The following is an 18,320-nucleotide window of genomic DNA, read 5'->3' as shown; positions in this document are numbered from 1 at the left end:
GTTACACAAACGGAATCAACAACGATGCGTCTGCGCGCAAGCGCATGCAGGCCACGCGGCAGAGCGGGCGCTGCAGGCGCAACACGCGTTGATGACGCGTGTATGACGAAGCCTTACGCCGCAGCGTCTTCGATCAGCGCCCTGGCCTGAGCGACCCAGCCGTTCTGCGTGATCTTGCCGTTGAGCTTGAGATCGGCATCGACCTTCGCGATATCGGCCTCGTTCATCGCCGCGATCTGCCAGTAATGGAAGATACCGCCATCGTTGAGCGTGGTCTCGAGCTCCGGGCCGACGCCGTTCAGCTTGGTCAGGTCGTCCGGCGCACCACGCGGGGCGGCGAGCGCCTCGAACGTGTCGGTCTGCTCCGAGCTGGTGGCGACTTCCGCCGGCAGCTCTTCGACCATCGGGGCCTCGGAGGCGCCGACATCGACGCCGACATCGCCCTGGCCGCGGGAGATGCCGTCGATCGCCGCGCGGGCGATCAGATCGCAATACAGCGCGATGGCGCGGGCCGCGTCGTCATTGGCCGGAACCGGGAAGGCGATACCGTCGGGATCGCAGTTCGTATCCACCACGGCCGCGACCGGGATGCCCAGACGCTGGGCTTCCTTGATGGCGAGTTGCTCCTTGTTGGTATCGATCACGAAGATCAGATCCGGAACGCCGCCCATATCCTTGATGCCGCCAAGGGCGCGCTCGAGCTTTTCCTTCTCGCGGGCGAGCATCAGGCGCTCTTTCTTGGTCAGCCCCTGGCCGCCGCCTTCGAGGATCTCGTCGACCTTGCGCAGTCGCGCGATCGAGCCGGAGATCGTCTTCCAGTTGGTCAGCATGCCGCCGAGCCAGCGGGCATTGACATAGTACTGCGCCGAGCGGCGTGCCGCATCCGCGACGGCGTCCTGCGCCTGACGCTTGGTGCCGACGATCAGCACGCGACCGCCCTTGGCCACCGTATCGCTGACCGCCTGAAGGGCGCGATACAAGGCCGGCACGGTCTGGGCCAGGTCGATGATGTGGATGTTGTTGCGGGTGCCGAAGATGTAGGGAAGCATCTTCGGGTTCCAGCGGTGGGACTGGTGGCCGAAATGGGCGCCGGCTTCGAGAAGCTGACGCATGGAGAAATCGGGAAGTGCCATTCTTTTATGCTCCGGTTGTGACCTCCGCGAAGCCGTGAACCGCCCTTGAGCAGGACGGCCACCGGGATTGCGTGACGACGGGTCTGCCGCCGACGCTGCTCCGCGTGTGGGATGAGCGCGCGTATAAGGCTTCGCGCGCCCGATTGCAAGGATTCGATTCCAGACCGACCGGTTCCGGTCATGCGCCGGGGTTTCAGCCCGGCATGAGCCGTTTCACGTAGCCCGGAAGGGCGAAAGCGGCCAGATGCACTTCGGGCGTGTAGTAATCCGCCGTGAACCCGGCTTCGGCATGGCGCGCCTGCAAGATCTCCAGCGATACCTTGCGGGCATCGCCATCCGTGCCCCAGCCGAATGCCATCGGCCCGCCGGCATAGGTTGGCACCGTCGCCAGATAGCAGCCCCAATCGGCAAACAGCGCGCTGAAGGCGCGCATCGTGCCGATCAGTTCATCGGGCTGCATGAAGGGTACGCCGTTCTGCGTCACCAGAATGCCGCCGGGATTGAGCGCGCGCTTCGCATGGCCGTAGAAATGATCGGTGAAGAGCACCTCGCCGGGGCCGATCGGATCGGTCGAATCGACGATGATCACGTCGAATGTCTGGTCCGTCTCGCGCATGAAGACGGCGCCGTCAGCGATGACGAGCTCAAGGCGGGGATCGTCGAAAGCGCCGTTGGAGAGGCGCGGCAGATACTGCCTGGAGAATTCCACCACGCCGGCATCGATCTCGACCATGGTGACGTGGCGCACGCCTGCGTGGCGCAGCACCTCGCGGGCCATGCCGCCGTCACCGCCGCCGATGATCAGCACGCGTTCCACGGATCCATGCGCGAAGATCGGCACATGGGTGAGCATCTCGTGATAGATGAAATTGTCGCCTTCGGTGGTCTGCACCACGTCGTCGAGGGTGAGAACGCGCCCGAATCGCGCATTCTCGAAGACCCGCAGTCGCTGGTGATCGGTCGCGCTGTCATAGAGCACCGCGTCCACGCGCAGGGCCTGCGCGTGGTCGTCATGCAGCGTCTCGCGCATCCATTCCGTCATGCCGCATGCTCCACCGCATCGACGAGACCCTCGCCGCGCAGCAATTCGCGCACGCGCACGTCGCTGGTGCGGAAAGCGGCCTTGAGCACGTCGACGGCGCGCCAGGGATCGGCATCGCCGCACATGAACACGTCGAAGGCGCCGTAGCCGATTTCCGGCCAGGTATGAACCGAGATATGGCTTTCCGCGAGCACCGCCACGCCGCTCACGCCCTGGGGGCTGAACTTGTGGGTGTGGATGTGCAGCAGCGTCGCGCCGCATTCATCGACGCAATCGCGAAAGGCGCGCTCGATGCGATCTTCATCATCGAGCCCGTGACCGTTCACGACTTCGATGATCAGATGCGTACCGGCAAAAACGCGGCCGTCGCGGCGGATGAAGTGGTCTTCGCGAGCCTCGTCCATGACGGAGGCGGGGCGGGCGGAGTGCGTCAGGGAAAGCGTCATGCCGGTCGATCCTTCTGGCCAGCGGGATTACAGAACGTGGATGTAGTGGGAGTGCGTCAGGGGGTTCATCGCAATCGTGATCCGGCGCGTGCGCGCCGCCATACTCCGATTGTCACTGAAGCTGATCTGGTTCGGTCTCATCGTTGCCTCTTCTCAAAACCATCGGCCCGATCCGGCGATGGCGAGAAGGGCGAGACCGGCTCACCCGCACGCCATCCGCGATCGGACGCGATATGACACCTGATTTTCGAGGGCCTGGCTGTCCTTGCTGGCAGCCAGGCCGCGCCTAGGGTGGCAGTCCATGTTGATCTCGGACGAAAAAGGGAAAGCCGCACATGTGCGACCGACTGCACATATCGCGGCGATGGGCCGGAAAGTCAATGAATTTCGCGCCCCCGAAAACGGTTTTTTCGCTGGCCGTTAAACGGCTTGCACGCGCTTTCGGGATTCCGTAACGAAAACATTATTTCGATATTTGTAGAAATACCGTTGACGCGTGGGGCGCAGCTTTGCTATCCCGTATGGGACACACATTCACGATCAGGATCCGTCATGTCCGCTCCCACATCCACGCCGCTCCCCCTCGCTCCGCCGACGCGCCTCGCCGTCCTCCGGCAACGGCTCGCGGGCTTCGACCGCGTCATCCTCGCCATCCTCCTCATCTTCGCCGGCGTCGCCCTGCTCGATCGCAACGAGCTGGTGCCGATGGGGGCTTTCGTGGTCGATGCCATCGCAGGCATCGCCCCCTTCCTGCTCGCGGCGGTGGCGATCGCCGCCTATGCGAAGGCGAGCGGCGCCGACAATCTCATCGCCGACGTGTTCCAGGGCAATGCTGTGACCATGATCGCGCTGGCCGCCCTGTTCGGCGGGCTCTCGCCCTTCTGTTCCTGCGGCGTGATACCCCTCGTCGCGGCACTCCTCGCCATGGGCGTGCCGCTCGCGGCAGTCATGGCGTTCTGGATCGCCTCCCCGCTGATGGATCCGACCATGTTCTTCGTCACCGCCAGCGTGATGGGTCTGCCGTTTGCCATCGGCAAGACGATCGCGGCGATCGGGATCGGTGCCGTCGGCGGTTATCTCACGCTGGCCCTCGGACAGCGTGGCTGGCTCAGCGATCCCTTGCGTGACGGTGTCGGCAATGGCGGCTGTGCCGGCGGACGGGTGCGCACCCGCAAGCCGACTGACTGGGCCTTCTGGCAGAAAGCCGAGCGTCGCAGTGTCTTCGCCGGCGAATTCGGACGCGTCACGCTGTTCCTGGCGCGCTGGATGACGCTGGCCTTCGCGCTGGAATTCCTGATGAGCACCTATATCCCCGCCGCGATGATCGAATCGGCACTGGGCAGTGGCAACGCCTTCGCCATTCCCACCGCCGTGCTGGTCGGGATCCCCGCCTATCTCAATGGCTATGCCGCGCTGGGACTGGTTTCCGGTCTGGTCGACGGCGGGATGGCGTCCGGCGCGGCAATGGCCTTCCTGCTTGCCGGCGGCGTCACCTCGATCCCCGCCGCGATCGCGGTCTGGGCGCTGGCGCGTCCTCCGGTCTTCGCGCTCTATATCATCATCGCGGTGACCGGCGCGCTCGTTTCCGGATTGCTGTTCCAGCTCGCCCTCGGCTGAGTCCCGCCGCCCATAACGCGGTTGCACACAAGGCCCGTCGCGCCTAGGAAGAAGGCGTGACGGGCTTTTTGCCGTGAGGCGCACAGATGGGGGCGCAGGTGCCATTGCGTGACGGAATCCAGCCGGCGAAGGTGATCGCCGCCCTGACGGATGAAGGGGCCATCGCGCCGCTGACGCCCTATGCGGGCGACCAGATCCAGCCCGCGAGCCTCGATCTGCGGCTCGGCGCAAAGGCCTATCGCGTGCGCGCGAGCTTCCTGCCCGGGCCGGGGCGCAGGGTCGGAGACTGCCTCGCCTATCTCGCCCTGCACGAGATCGATCTGACGAAACCCGTACTTCTGGAGACGGGCTGCGTCTATATCGCGGAATTGCAGGAGAGCCTCGCCCTGCCCGCCGGCCTTTCGGCTTCCGCCAATCCCAAGAGCTCGACCGGGCGCATTGACGTCTTCACCCGCGTGATCACCGACCGCGCCCGTGAATTCGACGCAATCGAGCCCGGCTATACCGGCCCGCTCTATGCCGAAATCTCCCCGCGCACCTTCCCGGTCCGGGTGCGGATGGGCTCGCGCCTCTCACAATTGCGGCTGCGGCGCGGCGAGGTACGCCTGAGCGACCGCGAACTCGCAGAGCTGCATAAGCGCGAAAGCCTCGTCACCAGTTCCGAGCCCTCCTTCCAGGAAGGCGTTGCGGTGAGCGTCGATCTCGCCGGTTTCGGCCCCGACAAACTCGTCGGCTACCGCGCCAAGCGCCACACCGCGCTGGTCGACGTGGATGAACCGGGTTCCTGCCGCGCCGCCGATTACTGGGAGCCGCTTTATAATACGGGCCGCGCCGATCTGATCCTCGATCCCGGCCAGTTCTACATCCTGGCATCAAAAGAGGCGGTTCATGTGCCGCCCGATTACGCCGCCGAGATGGTGCCCTTCGACCCGCTGGTCGGCGAATTCCGGGTGCATTATGCCGGCTTCTTCGATCCCGGCTTCGGCCATGCCGGGGCCGGCGGCGCCGGCGCCCGCGCCGTGCTCGAAGTGCGCTCGCGCGACGTTCCCTTCATCCTCGAAGACGGCCAGACCGTGGGCCGCCTCGTCTATGAGCGCATGGCCGAACGCCCGGACGTGCTCTACGGCGCGGGCGCAGGCTCGAATTATCAGGCCCAGGGCCTCAAGCTGTCGAAGCATTTCGTCTAGGCGGCTACGTCACGACCAATACCCGCAAGCAAGAACTGCGGGAAACAGGCGAGACTAATAGCGCCGGTGCGCGCGCAACACGACGCCGAGCGGCATGTTGTTTGCCGGATCGACGGCGATGATGATTTGTGTTTTCGACTGTTTCAGGAGTTCTGCCAGAGCAGAGAAAGATTGGTTCGCGGGAACGATGTGCCAGCCCTCCTCGTTCGCCGGCTCGCGCAGCAACTGCCCCACTGTGTGGTCGTTGAGGTCGAAGATACCCCCGGCTTCCAAAGCTTCCCGGAGAAGATACCGGGCTATATCCCGGTGCGTGAAGGCGCCCGCTACCCTTCCATTCTCGACGCAGACGAAGGCCGAGCATCGTCGCACGTCGTCGCCGGCCAGATTGTTCAGATTGGTCGTCCTTTCGACGATGACAAAACGCTTGTCGGCTCGGCTCGCGAGCGTGACGGAATCAGATCCAGATTTGTTCGGACGTGTTCGTATGACATTGCTGATCGTGGAATGATGGCGCATCCAGTTTGATGTTGTCGGGCACCTGAGTGCCACGAAACGGATCATTTTGGCGCGGAGGTCGGCCGCATTCATATCGAGGATCGGTTCGTGATGCGCCACACGATTCCGCAACCGGTTGATTTCTTTGACGATGGCCTGGATTTCTCGGCGTCCTTCATAGGGCTATCGCATTTGGCCGATGACGGATCGTGCGAAGTCGTCGGACCATCCGGAGCGTTTTCTTTTTCGTCGGATAGAGATTTTGGGTCTGGCGCGTTTGAGAACGTTGAGGGCGAGTTTTCGGAGGATGGCGAGGTTTTCTGGGCCGTTATCCTTTCTGTTGCGGGCGCGATCCTCGTCGAAAGTCATGTCGAGGACCCAATGGAGACCGTTTTCGATTGACCAGTGGGATCGCGCGGCAGCGAGGTAGGCTTCTGGGGTGAGTTGGCGGGAGGCGACGTGGTAGTGGCGGGTGGTCGTGGTCTTGCCGCCGCGCGTCACGGTGCTCTCTATCATTCCCAGGCAGGCAAGCCCCGGCAGGAGAACCGGCTCGGTGCACGCGGATCTGGAGCCGCGCAGCCAGGCGAGGTCGTGGGTAACGAAGGCGCGGCGCGTCTCGACCCGGCCATGATCGGCATCCGTCGTGGCGCATGTCGGGAGCGCGGCCCGGATCTGTCCATCGGCGAAGTATGTCGCGACCATCTCGTGCAGCGCCGGTCGGTTCGCCTTCAACCGCAGGAGATAGTCTCCACCGCGATCAAGGATCGTCTGCGCGGTCTCGCTCTGGCAATGGATGGCGTCCGCAGTCACGAGTTGGCCTGTCAAATCGAGGCAGCGCAACAATGCGCGCGCCGCGACGATCTCGCTGTCGCCGTCGGCGGCGCGAAAGCCCGTCTGGCCGATCACGGTTGAGGTCGCCGAGGCGAAGGCGGACACCACGGCCAGCGGCGAGCGCCCCGCCGCAGCGTCGAACGACCGGCGCAGCGTCTTGCCGTCAATCGCCACCACGCCCTCGCCCGCCGCGCCCAACTCGTCTACGAACCGCCCGAAGCACATCGCAAAGGCGCTCGGGTCGAGAAGCCGGAACACCCGCGAGAACGTGTCGTGGCTCGGAACACCGTTTCGCAGCTCCAGAAACTCCCGGAACAACGCTTCCCGATCAACCGCGAAATCCGCGAAGTCCGAGCAATGCTCCGCCCCGCAAACCGCCGCAGTCAGTGCAATCGTCAAGACCTCAAGAAGCTCATGGCGCTTGGCATTTCCGGTTCGCGGGTCCGGCAGAGCCGAAAAAGCCGCTTCAAACCACGATCCTGACATCGAAGGCTCCCAATGCATGAAAGCCCCTCAAGAATCCATTTTATCCCAACACGCCACACAAAATTCTCAAATGCGATTCCCCTAGCGTCCTTCACCCCGCACCAATCCCGGAAAAGCGATGTTCGCATGCGTTCGCCAGAAATCCGCGTAATCAACCCGGAACAGGTTGGACCAGAAGTCAAAGGTCAGTTCTGCGATAAGCTTCCCGCGATCCCCTGACCCCGCCCGATCCATGGCCTTGTTGAGTGCGCCCCGACTCTCCGGAGTGAGCATGCCGTCCCGGAATTCAGCGTCGACTTGCCAATTTGCGCCGAAACGCCGGACAAGAACACCGTCCACGGCATTGCGGAGCGTGATTTCCGAAACCCCAAGAGGAAACAGAAACGCTTCCGCGAGTCTGGCATTGTAGAGATACAGGGCGAAGGCAAAAGCCTCATCGCCGTTTGCCTTGGACAGATAGGTGGAGAAACGCGGCTCCGAAAGCGAGGCCCTGAGAGCAGCAATGACCTCAGGGTCATACGGATAGGAATCTTGACTTTCGGCCATCGCGCCAGTATTTTTTTTCCATAGCAGTCGAAGCGGCCCCACTGGCTTGCCATGCGCCATCGACGCCAGATCAGAGCACCAGGGCGGGCCAGTCCCCACCTGGTGTTTTGTTTTTTGGCGTGATTTGTTCGGGCGCGCAATGATTTTCAATGCGCCCTTAGATGCATCTTGGATTGTGATTCTCTCAGCGCAGATGAAAGATGCCTGCACGCACTCGTCTCGGTCGCGTACAGGCTCGAATTATCAGGCCCAGGGCCTCAAGCTGTCGAAGCATTTCGTCTGACGACCGGGTCGGGTTCCTCCGTCAACGGTGATGCGCCGTCATCGTTACCAACGGCGACGGCCTGCCTGCCGCTCAGGGTGAGCGCGACGGCCATGGCGGCGATGACGAGCCCGAGCGCCGCCATCGGCGTCAGGCTCTCGCGGAAGACGAACCACGCAATCACCATCGTCACCGGCGGCGCGAGATAGGTCAGGCTCGCGACCCGGGCTGCGGGCAGGCGGCGCAGCAGGGCGAACATCAGCCCGTAGGCTGCGAGCGAGACCACAAGGCCGAGCCAGATGATCGCGAAGACCAGTTCACCGCCCCATTGCGCTTCGAGCCCCTCCAGCCCTACGGCAAGTGGTGCGAGGACGGCGAGCGAAGCCAAGGCATGGATGAAGGTGACGAAGAGTAGCGGCGTGGCCGGTTTCGCTGCCTGAGCATCGCATGCCACATGCGCCGCGCGATCGACGAGAGAGGCGATCGTGATCGCCGCCACTGCGAGGAACGGCAACGCATAGGCCGCAAGTGGACCGCCGAGCGCGATCCCGTCACCGATGACGAGCGCGACCGCACCCACACCGAGCACCAGCCCCGCCCATTCACGATACCCTACCCGCTCACCCGTCATCCGGGCGGACAAAGCGCCGGTCATGATCGGCTGCAGGGCGGTGATGAAGGCGGCAAGGCCTGCCGAGAGCCCGAGATCGATCGCGCCCAGAACGGCGGCGAGCCAGCCCGCATGGGCGAGTGCGCCGATCACCGCATGGCGCGTCCACTCAGTCCGCGTCAGGGGCCGCCATTGCCGCATCAGCGTGACGAGCAGGCCGAGCACGGCCACGACGAGGAGGTAGCGCCAGAACAGCAGCGTGAAGGTTCCGGCATGGTCGAGGCCGTATTTGGCCCCGACGAATCCCGAACTCCACAGAACGACGAAGGCGCCGCAGAGGAAGAGGAGCACCGGCTTGCTGTATCGCGGCGCGGAACGCGGGCGGCGCGGGGGTGAGATGGTCATGGTCGCACTCCGGTATGGGCTGGCCGGAGCATGCGGGGCAGGCCGCTTTTGCGGAATAAAGGCTCTATGCTAAAAGGTGTTGCATCAAACGCAAAACCTGCAAAACGGCGCGGACATGGATCTGATCGGCGATCTCGAACTCTTCGAAGCCCTCGCACGCCATGGCAGCTTCTCGGCTGTGGCGCGCCGGCGCGGACAGGCGGTGTCGAGCATCTCGCGCCGGCTCGACAGGCTGGAGGAGGGGCTCGGGCAACGTCTGTTCAACCGGCTGCCGACCGGGTTGCATCTGACGACAGCGGGCCGGCTCAAGCTCGGGGAGGCACGCGGGCTCACCCTCGCGGCGCGGGCATTCTCCGAGAAGGAGACGGAGGGCGACGCGCTGTCGGGCCATGTCAGCCTGGCCGCGCCCACGCGGCTGGGCGAAATCGCGGTGGCGCCGATTCTCGCCGGTTTCCTGCGCGCACATCCCGGAGTCAGTATCGAACTCCACCTCTCGGACGCTTTCCAGGATCTCGATCGCGACCAGATCGACATCGCGCTTCGCATCGGCGGCCACGATGCCGATCACCACATCATCCGTCGCGTCGCCCGCAACCGGCGCATTCTCGTCGCTGCGCCGGATTATCTGGAGAAGCATGCGCCGATCTCCGCGCCCGCTGATCTTGCCGCGCATGAAGGGCTCTGGCTCGGCGATGCCCTGCGCTGGAGCCTGCGGGGACCGGATGGCGCACAGGCGAGCGTCACTCCGCGCCGGCGTGTGACGAACCTGTCCGGCGATGCCCTTACCCGACTCTGCATCGCCGGTCTTGGCGTCGCGCTGAAATCGAGCTGGGATGTGCAGGGCGAGGTCGTAGCGGGGCGGCTCGTCCGGGTCCTGCCGGGCTGGGAGCAGGCGCAGAGCGCCGATATCCGCCTGGTCACCCCCGCGCGCCGCCTCACCCCCCGCCCCGTCCGCGCCCTGATGCAGGCGCTGGAGCAGGGATTGCGGGCGGTTCTGGATGGGAAAGGATGATCCGGCGGGAGGGGTATCGCGGAATATTGATTGGTCGTCTGCGCTTCGTGCGGATAGCGATGTGTCGTTTGCAGTGGGAAGAAATCATCGCGCTTCGCCAGCGGTCCTCGAAGTTGATCGGATGGCGCGATTGCCCCTTGAGTTTACCACGGCGGGAAGGTCTATGACCTTGATGGCCGTGCGTGAACAAGGTGTTGCGCATGGCATGGTCAGCGGGCTTCGGAGGGTTGACTGCCCCAAGGTTCGTTGCACGCGCGATTTGCAGCGTGCCCTGGAGGGTCGAGGATGGAACAACGGCTTGTCGTGCATCGTCTCATCTATTCCATTGCAGCGATTGCAGTCATGCTTGCCGCCGCCATCTTCGCGCTTGATCGCGCACACGTTCATCACCAGGAGCAACCATCATGAACCGACGCCGTTTTCTGGCCGGAAGCGGGGCTGCTTTCGCGATCGCCACGATGCCGGCATTTGCTGCCCCGGCTGCAGAAACCATGATCGTGCATTACGATCCCGGCTGCGGCTGCTGCAGCGCATGGGTCGGACATATGCGAGAAGCAGGCTTCGCCGTGGAGACCCGTGCGACCTCGCAGATCAACCGCATCAAGGCGCGGCTCGGCGTGCCCCCGGGGCTCGCCTCGTGCCATACCGCTGAAATCGCCGGTTACGTGGTCGAAGGCCATGTTCCCGCCGAGGCGGTCACGCGCCTTCTGCGGGAGCGCCCCGATGCCACGGGGATCAGTGTCCCGGGCATGCCGATCGGCTCACCGGGCATGGAAGTACCGGGCATGGAGGATGATGCCTACGCGGTCGTCCTCTTCGAGGGCAGCCGTTCCGAATCGTTCGCGCGCTATCGCGGCGTGGCCCGCACCGACCCATGAGGGAACCATCGCAATGATGAACGAAACCATGCATGGCGGCAGCGCCTTCTGGGGCATGGGGACGGGCATGGGGACGGGCATGGGGATCAGCATGGCGATCACCTGGATCCTCGTCCTCCTGCTGCTCGGCCTCGGCATCGCCGCGCTGATCAAGTATCTGCGCAGCTGATCGCGCACGTCATGAAACCGGCCGTCGGATCGGCCATGCAATCGGTCACGCAATCGGCCATGCCCGTATTCCTGCGCGCCATGTCGAAATAGCCCTTTGCGAATGCACCGGGCGACATTACATTCGCGAAGCGGTGCTGCGGGGTGCGTCAGGAGAATTTTTCCCCGGGGCCTTAATGATCCTGAAGGGAGCTGTCCCTGACCCGGTCCGTGGACCGGGACACACGGCGCCCACCTACGCTGTAGGTTCCCGGGATCGCATCTCCAACGGCCATCGCGGCACCGCACGTTTTCGTTCCCGTCCGCTGCCCGCATCATCGCGGGGTCATCCGCGAAGAGGCCAGCCCTGAACGACAGAGCCGCCGAGAAGGAAGTTTTGCGCCGTGCCGGCCTCGCCGGGCGCGACGCGCTTGATCACGCCTATCGCGAAAAGGCATCGCGTCTGATTGCGCAGCGCGTTCTCGCCCTGCCCGTATGCGATGCTGCCCATGCGCAGCGGCGCATCGTGTCCGGCTATGCGCCGATACGCTCGGAAGTCGACACTCTCCCGCTGCTCGGGGCGCTCGCGCAGCGCGGATTCACCCTCGCCCTGCCGCTGGTGCGCGATCCGCGTCTGATCTTTCTGCGCTGGCAACCCGGCGAGCCCCTGATTCGCGGCGCTTTCGGCGTCAGCGCACCATCCGAGGAGAGCGAGGCACTCATCCCGGATATCCTGGTGATGCCGCTTTCGCGTTTCGATCGCGCCCGTAACCGTATCGGCTACGGCAAGGGGCATTACGATCGCGCCATTGCAGCCTTGACGCTGGAAAAGCCTGTCACCACCATCGGCCTTGCTTTCGACATACAGCGCGCCGAGAGCATCCCCGCAGAGCCGCATGACCGGCGTCTCGACTGCATCGTGACCGAAACGGAGACCTTGTGTGACTGATACCCGTGCAAGTGGCACGATGCCCGCCAGAACTCGTTGCCCCTTCGCGGCGACGGCCAGAAGGGCCTGAACGGATGCGCCTTCTGTTTCTCGGTGATGTCGTCGGACGTCCCGGTCGCGAAGCCGTGACCGGGCATCTCCCCGGTCTGCGCGATCGCTGGGCTCTCGATTGCGTCATCATCAACGGCGAGAATGCCGCCGGCGGGTTCGGCATCACCGAGGCGATCTGCGAAGACCTCTTCGCGGCAGGTGTCGACGCGATCACGCTGGGCAATCATGCTTTCGACCAGCGCGAAGCGCTCGTCTTCATCGAGCGCGAACATCGGCTCGTGCGTCCGGCCACCTTCCCGTCCGGGACGCCGGGACGCGGGGCAACGATGGTGGAGACGGCGCGCGGGGCCCGGGTGCTCGTGGTCAACGCGATGGGACGCATCTTCATGGATGCGATGGATTGCCCCTTCACCCGGGTCGAGGAAGCGCTCGCGGATTGTCCGCTGGGCTATGGCGCTGATGCCGTCATCGTCGATTTTCACGCCGAGGCGACCAGCGAGAAGCAGGCGATGGGGCATTTCTGCGACGGACGCGCCAGCCTCGTCGTCGGCACGCATACCCATGTTCCCACCGCCGATTACCGGGTGCTGCCGGGCGGCACGGCCTATATTTCGGATCTCGGCATGTGCGGCGATTACGATTCCGTGCTTGGCATGGGCAAGGACGAGCCCTTGCGGCGCTTCCTGCAGAAGACGCCGGGATCGCGATTGGAGGCGGCGCAGGGCGAGGGTGCGCTTGCGGGACTCGCGGTCGAGACCGATGATGCGACCGGCCTCGCCACCCGTTGCGCCGCGTTGCGCCTCGGGCCGCATCTGCCGCCTGCCCTGCCTGATTTCTGGGATTGAGCATGGATTCGCCCGGCGATCAGCGCTGCGAGGGACTGGCCAGCCGGCGCGCCCGCCTCCTGCACGAGGCGATGGAGCACAAGCGCGTCTCCCTCGTCCTGCGCGCCTTGATCGAAACGGCGCCGGGTGACACGATCAGCGTGCGCGAGATCATCGAGGCTTTCGGCGAGCGTGCCTTCGGCTTCGTCATCATCCTTTTCAGCCTGCCCAATTGCCTCCCGGCCCCGCCGGGCATGAACTCGGTCTTCGGTCTGCCCGTGCTGCTCTTCGCCGTGCAGCTTGCGCTCGGTTTCAAGAAACCGTGGCTGCCCCGGCGCATTCTCGACAAGCGCTTCCGCGTCGCCACGTTCCGCAAGATCATCGATGTGGCCGAGCCGCGCCTGCAACGGGTGGAGAAGCTCCTGCGCCCGCGCCATACGGCCCTGTTCGGCGCGCGTGGCGACCGGTTGATCGGCGTCTTCGCCGTGATTCTCGCGCTATGCGTGATCCTGCCGCTGCCCGGCACCAACTGGGTGCCCTCGATCGCTCTGGTGATCCTCTCCATGGCCATCCTGCAGGAGGACGGGCTGGTGCTCGGCTTCGGCATCCTCGCGGGGCTGGCCGGCATCGCCTATACGGTGATCCTGACCAGCACGCTCATCCATTTTGCTCTGGTGGCCATGAGCCGGGCGGTGGGTTACTGAGCGCCGGGCGGTGGGTTACTGAGCGCCGGGCGGTGGGTTACTGAGCGCCGGGCGGTGGGTTACTGAGCGCCGGGCGGTGGGTTACTGAGCGCCGGGCGGCTCGGTACCGAGCGCCGGTGCGACCGGTGACGGGGCTTGCAGCGAGGGCGTTGCGGAAAGCCTTGCATCGCAAGGCTGTTTCCGTTATCCGTGCGCGATCCCGGTTCCGGATGGTGCCAGAGCGCCCGCCGGGTCGTGATATCCGTCTTCGTTCGTCGTCGACGCGCCGGCCCGCTCCAGCGAGAGTGGCCAGGGTCACGCATACATGCGCGGCCCGCGACGAACGGGGATGGCACGCAACACCAGCCGTCGGCGCAATTGCTCGCGAGAGCATCAGGAGAACGAATGTCAGCTCAAACCCAATACGCGCCCAGCCGCGAAGATTTCGCCGCCCTCCTCGAGGAATCCTTCCGCAGCAACGAAGTCGCCGAAGGCGCCGTCGTCAAGGGCAAGGTCGTCGCCATCGAGAAGGACGTCGCGGTCATCGATATCGGCGCCAAGACCGAAGGCCGTGTGGCCCTCAAGGAATTCAACGGCCCCGGCCGTGACGAACCGATCGAAGTTGGTGCCGAAGTCGAGGTCTATGTCGACCGCATCGAGAATGCCCTCGGCGAGGCCGTCATCTCCCGCGAGAAGGCGCGCCGCGAGGAAAGTTGGATCAAGCTCGAGAAGGCCTTCGAGGCCAATGAGCGCGTCCAGGGCCTGATCTTCAACCAGGTCAAGGGCGGCTACACCGTCGATCTCGACGGCGCCGTGGCCTTCCTGCCGCGCTCGCAGGTCGATATCCGCCCCGTGCGCGACATCACGCCGCTGATGGGCGTGCCGCAGCCCTTCCAGATCCTGAAGATGGACCGTCGCCGCGGCAATATCGTCGTGTCGCGCCGTACCGTGCTCGAGGAGAGCCGCGCCGAACAGCGTTCGGAGCTGGTGGCCAATCTCGAAGAGGGTCAGGTCATCGAGGGTGTCGTCAAGAACATCACCGAATACGGCGCCTTCGTCGATCTCGGTGGCATCGACGGCCTGCTCCACGTCACCGACATGGCCTGGCGCCGCGTCAACCATCCGTCGGAAGTGGTGCAGATCGGCCAGAACGTCCAGGTCAAGATCATCAAGATCAACCATGAGACACACCGCATCTCGCTCGGCATCAAGCAGCTGCTCGCCGATCCGTGGGAGGGCATCGAGGCCCGCTATCCGGTCGATGCGCGCTTCACGGGCCGCGTGACCAACATTACCGATTACGGTGCCTTCGTCGAGCTGGAGCCGGGCATCGAAGGCCTGATCCACGTCTCCGAGATGTCCTGGACGAAGAAGAACGTTCATCCGGGCAAGATCGTCTCCACATCGCAGGAAGTGGACGTGGTCATTCTCGAGGTCGATCCGGTCAAGCGCCGCATCTCGCTCGGTCTCAAGCAGACCCTGCAGAATCCGTGGGAGGCCTTCGCCGAGAAGCATCCCGTCGGTTCCGAGGTCGAGGGCGAGGTCAAGAACAAGACCGAATTCGGTCTGTTCATCGGTCTCGAAGGCGATGTCGACGGCATGGTCCACCTGTCGGATCTCGACTGGAACCGTCCCGGCGAGCAGGTTATCGACGAGTTCAAGAAGGGCGACATGGTTCGCGCCCAGGTGCTCGACGTCGATGTCGACAAGGAGCGCATCTCGCTTGGCATCAAGCAGCTCGCCGGCGATCCCTTCGCCGATGCGGGTGAGATCCGCAAGGGTCAGGTCGTGACCTGCGAGGTCGTGGAAGTGAAGGATGCCGGCATCGACGTCAAGATCGTCGATACCGATCTCAGCGCCTTCATCCGCCGCGCCGAACTTGCCCGCGACCGCGCCGACCAGCGCCCCGAGCGCTTCTCCGCCGGTGACAAGATCGATGCCCGCGTCACCCAGTTCGACCGCAAGGCGCGCCGTGTCACGCTGTCGATCAAGGCGCTCGAAGTGGCCGAGGAGAAGGAGGCGATCGCACAGTTCGGCTCCACCGATTCCGGCGCTTCGCTCGGCGACATCCTCGGTGCTGCGCTGAAGAAGCAGACGCAGTCCGGCGAGGAAGAAGAAAACAAGTAAGCAGGTTCGCCAGAGCCGCTTTTCGGCCCCCGCGGGTTCATGCCCGCGGGGGCTTTTTCATGAGGCCCATCGGTCAGAGCCGGTAGGCCATGCGCAGACCGCCCCAATGGCGCCCGAAGATGCGGATCGGCGCATCGACCTCGCGCATCATCACCACCTTGCCGCCGCCCATGTCGCGGGCATAGGCCTGGACCACGAAGTCGCGGGTGGATCGCGCCGCCGTGATGCCGGCGCGATCATCGAAAATCCGCTTGTTGCGGCAATGCGCTGCGTTCCAGACCGGATCATCCGGGCGCTGGGGCTGCGAGAAGGCGCGGTTATGCACCGGGATATAACCGTTGCGGTCGATGGCGAGGCAGAAGGTCAGGCGCTTGTCCTCGCTCAGCGGGGGCTCGATGATGGCGGGGAGAACGCCCTCGAAAGCCTGCGTGAAGGCGGTCTCGTATTGCTGCGGATCGGTTGCGGGCAACGGCACATAGCGCGTATCGAAAGCGGCCTCACGGCTCAGGCTGCCGGCGCCGACGAGCCCTTCGATGGCCTGCGCCACCTCTTGCGCGATGGCCTGGGCGCGCGCCACGAGGGGACGGTATTCGCCCGCGATCGCGGCGAGCTTCGCCTCGATCGCGGCGCGGATGGCCGGATCCTCATCGTCGAAAGCGCAATGCAGGCCCATCCGGCTGACACCGACGACATGCGCACGGACCGTGCCGATGCCGCCGATCGCAAGGCGGGCCTCACTGCCCGGCATGATGCCGTCACCGACCCCGCTCGCATCAAGCAGCATGCCGCCGCGCGAGATGTCGATGCTGCGGCTGGTGACGGGCTGCCCGCCGATCTGGCCGCTGACCTCAAGTTCGACGGGATAGCGGTCATGGCGCCGCCGGTCACCGATCTCGCTCTGGCGGATGACCGCGACGAACCTGTCGGTAAGCGACGAAGCCGCCGCTGCGGCCCGCCCGGCATTCTCGCCCGCCACATCCATACGCGCGAAACAGCTGCCCAGCGCCGCGTCGACATCACCGGCGCGGGCGCGAACCGCGCTCACGCAGCGCGCGCCCTCGTTGGAGTCGCGCGCCACGGCTGCGAGCGCCGATGATTGTTCCTCGCTGCCTTCGCGCGCGCGCACCACGAGAGGGGCGAGTTCCGTGATCGCCGCGTTGGCGCCGCCCACTGCCGCCATCGTCTCCTGCGCCGTGGCGGCGAGAAGTCCGATGCGCTCGCGAATATCGTCGGCAGAGCGTGAGACTTCCTGCGACAGGGCCTTCACTTCGCCGGCCACGACGGCGAAACCCCTCCCGGCCTCGCCGGCACGTGCGGCTTCGATCGTGGCGTTGAGCGCCAACAGGTTCGTCTGTTTGGCAACGGCGGCGATGGCGTCAACGACACCGGCAATGGCCGTGCTGGCATCGGACAGGCGACCCAGCAGGCCGTGCGCTTCCGCGACCTGGCGTGTCGCGGCATCGAGACAGGCCGTCGCCTGCAGCATCGCCTCGTCGATCCCGCGCGAGGCCTGTGCGATCGTATCCGTCGCCTGCGAGACGGCATCGCTGCGCGTCCCCGCCTCGGCGGCTGCTTCGTTGAGTTGTCTGTTGGCCCCGCCGATCTCGTCGAGATCGGCGCGCGCCCGCTTCATCTGCGCCCCCGAATCATCGACGGCGGCGACCACGGCGCCGATTGCTGCGCGAATATCGGCCTCGATGACGCCGATCGTCTCTTCGAGATGACGGACATGCCCGGCATCGTTCTCCGGCTGCGCGGAATCGATGCTGTGCGTCGAGTCGACGATGCGCGACTGTTCCTTGCCAAAATCTTGCGTGGGACTCGTCATAGCTCCTCCATGCCAAAGCGAATCGCTTGCTGGCAGAGAAAGAATATTACCGATTCTTTATGAGAATCTATACTTTGGTTGTGAATTGATCCGCGCCATATATCTTCAAAAATATCAAAAATACGTTGAAAAACGAATTCATCGCTTCAGCTTCCGCTGAGAAATGTAAATTTCCGGGCAGTTTTCTTTCAGCAAGCTGAATTTTATCAAATGCACCGAAGGTCTTAAGACGATGGTCTTAGAGCACTTTCCGTCAGCCGGTATCCACCTGACGGCATGATGCTCTGGAGCACGTTCCGACCTGACGGAGTCAGGCCGGGCGCTCCAGGTCATTATCCGGCGCATCATTTCTTTCCGTCAGCCGGTATCCACCTGACGGCATGATGCTCTGGAGCACGTTCCGACCTGACGGAGTCAGGCCGGGCGCTCCAGGTCATTATCCGGCGCATCATTTCTTTCCGTCAGCCGGTATCCACCTGACGGCATGATGCTTTAGGGCATCCTTCCATAAGGCCCGCGCGCGTCAGATGCCGATCGGCGAGATTGGAAAGGATGCGCAGATGGACCCGCCCGCCCGTCCAGCCGGCAATGTGCGGGGCCGGCGTCTCCGCCATGGCGCCCAGCGCCGGATTGCCTCTGGATTCCTGATCCTTGCCGATCCGACGGGCGATCACAAGCGCGCACCGCATTACCGCATCACGCAGTTCTGGAAAGACGCGACGGGGCGTGCCTATATGACTGTCTATTGCGCTGCGGCGAGA

19 protein-coding genes and 1 other RNA gene are annotated in these 18,320 nt (G+C 64.4%); 11 read left to right on the top strand and 9 right to left on the bottom strand.

The features are described 5' to 3' along the window. Positions 1 to 113: 113 nt before the first annotated feature. The 3 genes from GA0071312_RS03350 to speD all read right to left on the bottom strand — a co-directional run bounded on the left by GA0071312_RS03350 (position 114) and on the right by speD (position 2,501). Positions 114 to 1,133 carry a 30S ribosomal protein S2 gene (locus tag GA0071312_RS03350; RefSeq protein WP_074443602.1) on the bottom strand — a complete coding sequence of 340 codons (1,020 nt, stop codon included), beginning with the start codon at positions 1,131 to 1,133 and terminating at the stop codon, positions 114 to 116. 193 nt (positions 1,134 to 1,326) lie between these two features. Further along, positions 1,327 to 2,175, bottom strand: a complete 849-nt coding sequence (gene speE / locus GA0071312_RS03345) for a polyamine aminopropyltransferase (protein WP_074443601.1) — start codon at positions 2,173 to 2,175, stop codon at positions 1,327 to 1,329. Next, complete coding sequence (speD, locus tag GA0071312_RS03340; RefSeq protein WP_420819947.1) at positions 2,172 to 2,501, bottom strand: adenosylmethionine decarboxylase; 330 nt, start codon at positions 2,499 to 2,501, stop codon at positions 2,172 to 2,174. Before speD ends, speE begins: the two co-directional genes overlap by 4 nt. A 672-nt stretch (positions 2,502 to 3,173) precedes the next feature. Between speD and GA0071312_RS03335 the strand changes: the two genes are divergently transcribed. Both GA0071312_RS03335 and GA0071312_RS03330 read left to right on the top strand, forming a co-directional pair. Then, positions 3,174 to 4,238, top strand: coding sequence for a permease (locus GA0071312_RS03335; RefSeq protein WP_074443599.1), 1,065 nt, complete (start codon positions 3,174 to 3,176; stop codon positions 4,236 to 4,238). Between the two features lie 86 nt (positions 4,239 to 4,324). Beyond that, positions 4,325 to 5,425: a 2'-deoxycytidine 5'-triphosphate deaminase gene (locus GA0071312_RS03330; RefSeq protein WP_074443598.1), complete on the top strand. Its 1,101-nt coding sequence runs from the start codon at positions 4,325 to 4,327 to the stop codon at positions 5,423 to 5,425. A 54-nt stretch (positions 5,426 to 5,479) separates the two neighbouring features. Here the strand turns inward: GA0071312_RS03330 and GA0071312_RS03325 are convergent, their stop codons facing one another. The 4 genes from GA0071312_RS03325 to GA0071312_RS03310 form a co-directional block, all read right to left on the bottom strand. After that, positions 5,480 to 6,013 (bottom strand): CBS domain-containing protein, encoded by a 534-nt coding sequence (locus tag GA0071312_RS03325; protein WP_131817690.1) that lies wholly within the window; start codon positions 6,011 to 6,013, stop codon positions 5,480 to 5,482. Between the two features lie 90 nt (positions 6,014 to 6,103). Then, positions 6,104 to 7,237, bottom strand: a complete 1,134-nt coding sequence (locus tag GA0071312_RS03320) for an ISAs1 family transposase (RefSeq protein WP_074443596.1) — start codon at positions 7,235 to 7,237, stop codon at positions 6,104 to 6,106. A gap of 81 nt (positions 7,238 to 7,318) precedes the next feature. Then, positions 7,319 to 7,993 (bottom strand): hypothetical protein, encoded by a 675-nt coding sequence (locus GA0071312_RS03315; protein ID WP_131817689.1) that lies wholly within the window; start codon positions 7,991 to 7,993, stop codon positions 7,319 to 7,321. Positions 7,994 to 8,040: 47 nt separating this feature from the next. Further along, on the bottom strand, positions 8,041 to 9,060 hold the full coding sequence (locus GA0071312_RS03310; protein WP_074443594.1) for a DMT family transporter: 1,020 nt from the start codon (positions 9,058 to 9,060) through the stop codon (positions 8,041 to 8,043). Between the two features lie 115 nt (positions 9,061 to 9,175). Here GA0071312_RS03310 and GA0071312_RS03305 point away from each other — a divergent pair, with 115 nt between their 5' ends. From GA0071312_RS03305 to rpsA, 9 genes are all read left to right on the top strand, one after another. After that, the gene (locus GA0071312_RS03305) at positions 9,176 to 10,072 is read left to right on the top strand and encodes a LysR family transcriptional regulator (RefSeq protein WP_074443593.1); all 897 of its coding nucleotides are present in this window, start codon (positions 9,176 to 9,178) and stop codon (positions 10,070 to 10,072) included. A gap of 285 nt (positions 10,073 to 10,357) precedes the next feature. Next, positions 10,358 to 10,480, top strand: coding sequence for a hypothetical protein (locus GA0071312_RS20450; RefSeq protein WP_275261838.1), 123 nt, complete (start codon positions 10,358 to 10,360; stop codon positions 10,478 to 10,480). After that, positions 10,477 to 10,950 (top strand): DUF411 domain-containing protein, encoded by a 474-nt coding sequence (locus GA0071312_RS03300; RefSeq protein WP_074443592.1) that lies wholly within the window; start codon positions 10,477 to 10,479, stop codon positions 10,948 to 10,950. The genes GA0071312_RS20450 and GA0071312_RS03300 overlap by 4 nt, the downstream gene beginning before the upstream one ends. Before the next feature lie 13 nt (positions 10,951 to 10,963). Then, positions 10,964 to 11,119 (top strand): hypothetical protein, encoded by a 156-nt coding sequence (locus GA0071312_RS19850; protein WP_165603943.1) that lies wholly within the window; start codon positions 10,964 to 10,966, stop codon positions 11,117 to 11,119. Between the two features lie 130 nt (positions 11,120 to 11,249). Further along, positions 11,250 to 11,405: non-coding RNA, 6S RNA (gene ssrS, locus GA0071312_RS03295), on the top strand. Positions 11,406 to 11,494: 89 nt separating this feature from the next. Then, positions 11,495 to 12,046, top strand: coding sequence for a 5-formyltetrahydrofolate cyclo-ligase (locus tag GA0071312_RS03290; RefSeq protein ID WP_238947075.1), 552 nt, complete (start codon positions 11,495 to 11,497; stop codon positions 12,044 to 12,046). Positions 12,047 to 12,120: 74 nt separating this feature from the next. After that, on the top strand, positions 12,121 to 12,942 hold the full coding sequence (locus GA0071312_RS03285; protein WP_074443591.1) for a TIGR00282 family metallophosphoesterase: 822 nt from the start codon (positions 12,121 to 12,123) through the stop codon (positions 12,940 to 12,942). A gap of 2 nt (positions 12,943 to 12,944) precedes the next feature. Then, positions 12,945 to 13,625, top strand: a complete 681-nt coding sequence (locus tag GA0071312_RS03280; protein WP_074443590.1) for an exopolysaccharide biosynthesis protein — start codon at positions 12,945 to 12,947, stop codon at positions 13,623 to 13,625. A gap of 384 nt (positions 13,626 to 14,009) precedes the next feature. Continuing rightward, a complete protein-coding gene (gene rpsA / locus GA0071312_RS03275; RefSeq protein ID WP_074443589.1) occupies positions 14,010 to 15,731 on the top strand; it encodes a 30S ribosomal protein S1 in 1,722 nt (573 codons plus the stop codon). Between the two features lie 73 nt (positions 15,732 to 15,804). On the opposite strand, the gene GA0071312_RS03270 is transcribed toward rpsA, so the two are convergent. Then, a complete protein-coding gene (locus GA0071312_RS03270; RefSeq protein WP_074443588.1) occupies positions 15,805 to 17,559 on the bottom strand; it encodes a methyl-accepting chemotaxis protein in 1,755 nt (584 codons plus the stop codon). A gap of 461 nt (positions 17,560 to 18,020) precedes the next feature. Continuing rightward, positions 18,021 to 18,248 (bottom strand): hypothetical protein, encoded by a 228-nt coding sequence (locus GA0071312_RS03265; RefSeq protein WP_074443587.1) that lies wholly within the window; start codon positions 18,246 to 18,248, stop codon positions 18,021 to 18,023. Between the last annotated feature and the right edge of the window lie 72 nt (positions 18,249 to 18,320).

It is taken from the genome of Saliniramus fredricksonii, from assembly GCF_900094735.1.
Lineage (GTDB): Bacteria > Pseudomonadota > Alphaproteobacteria > Rhizobiales > Beijerinckiaceae > Saliniramus > Saliniramus fredricksonii.
This window is presented reverse-complemented; position numbering and strand designations above follow the sequence as displayed.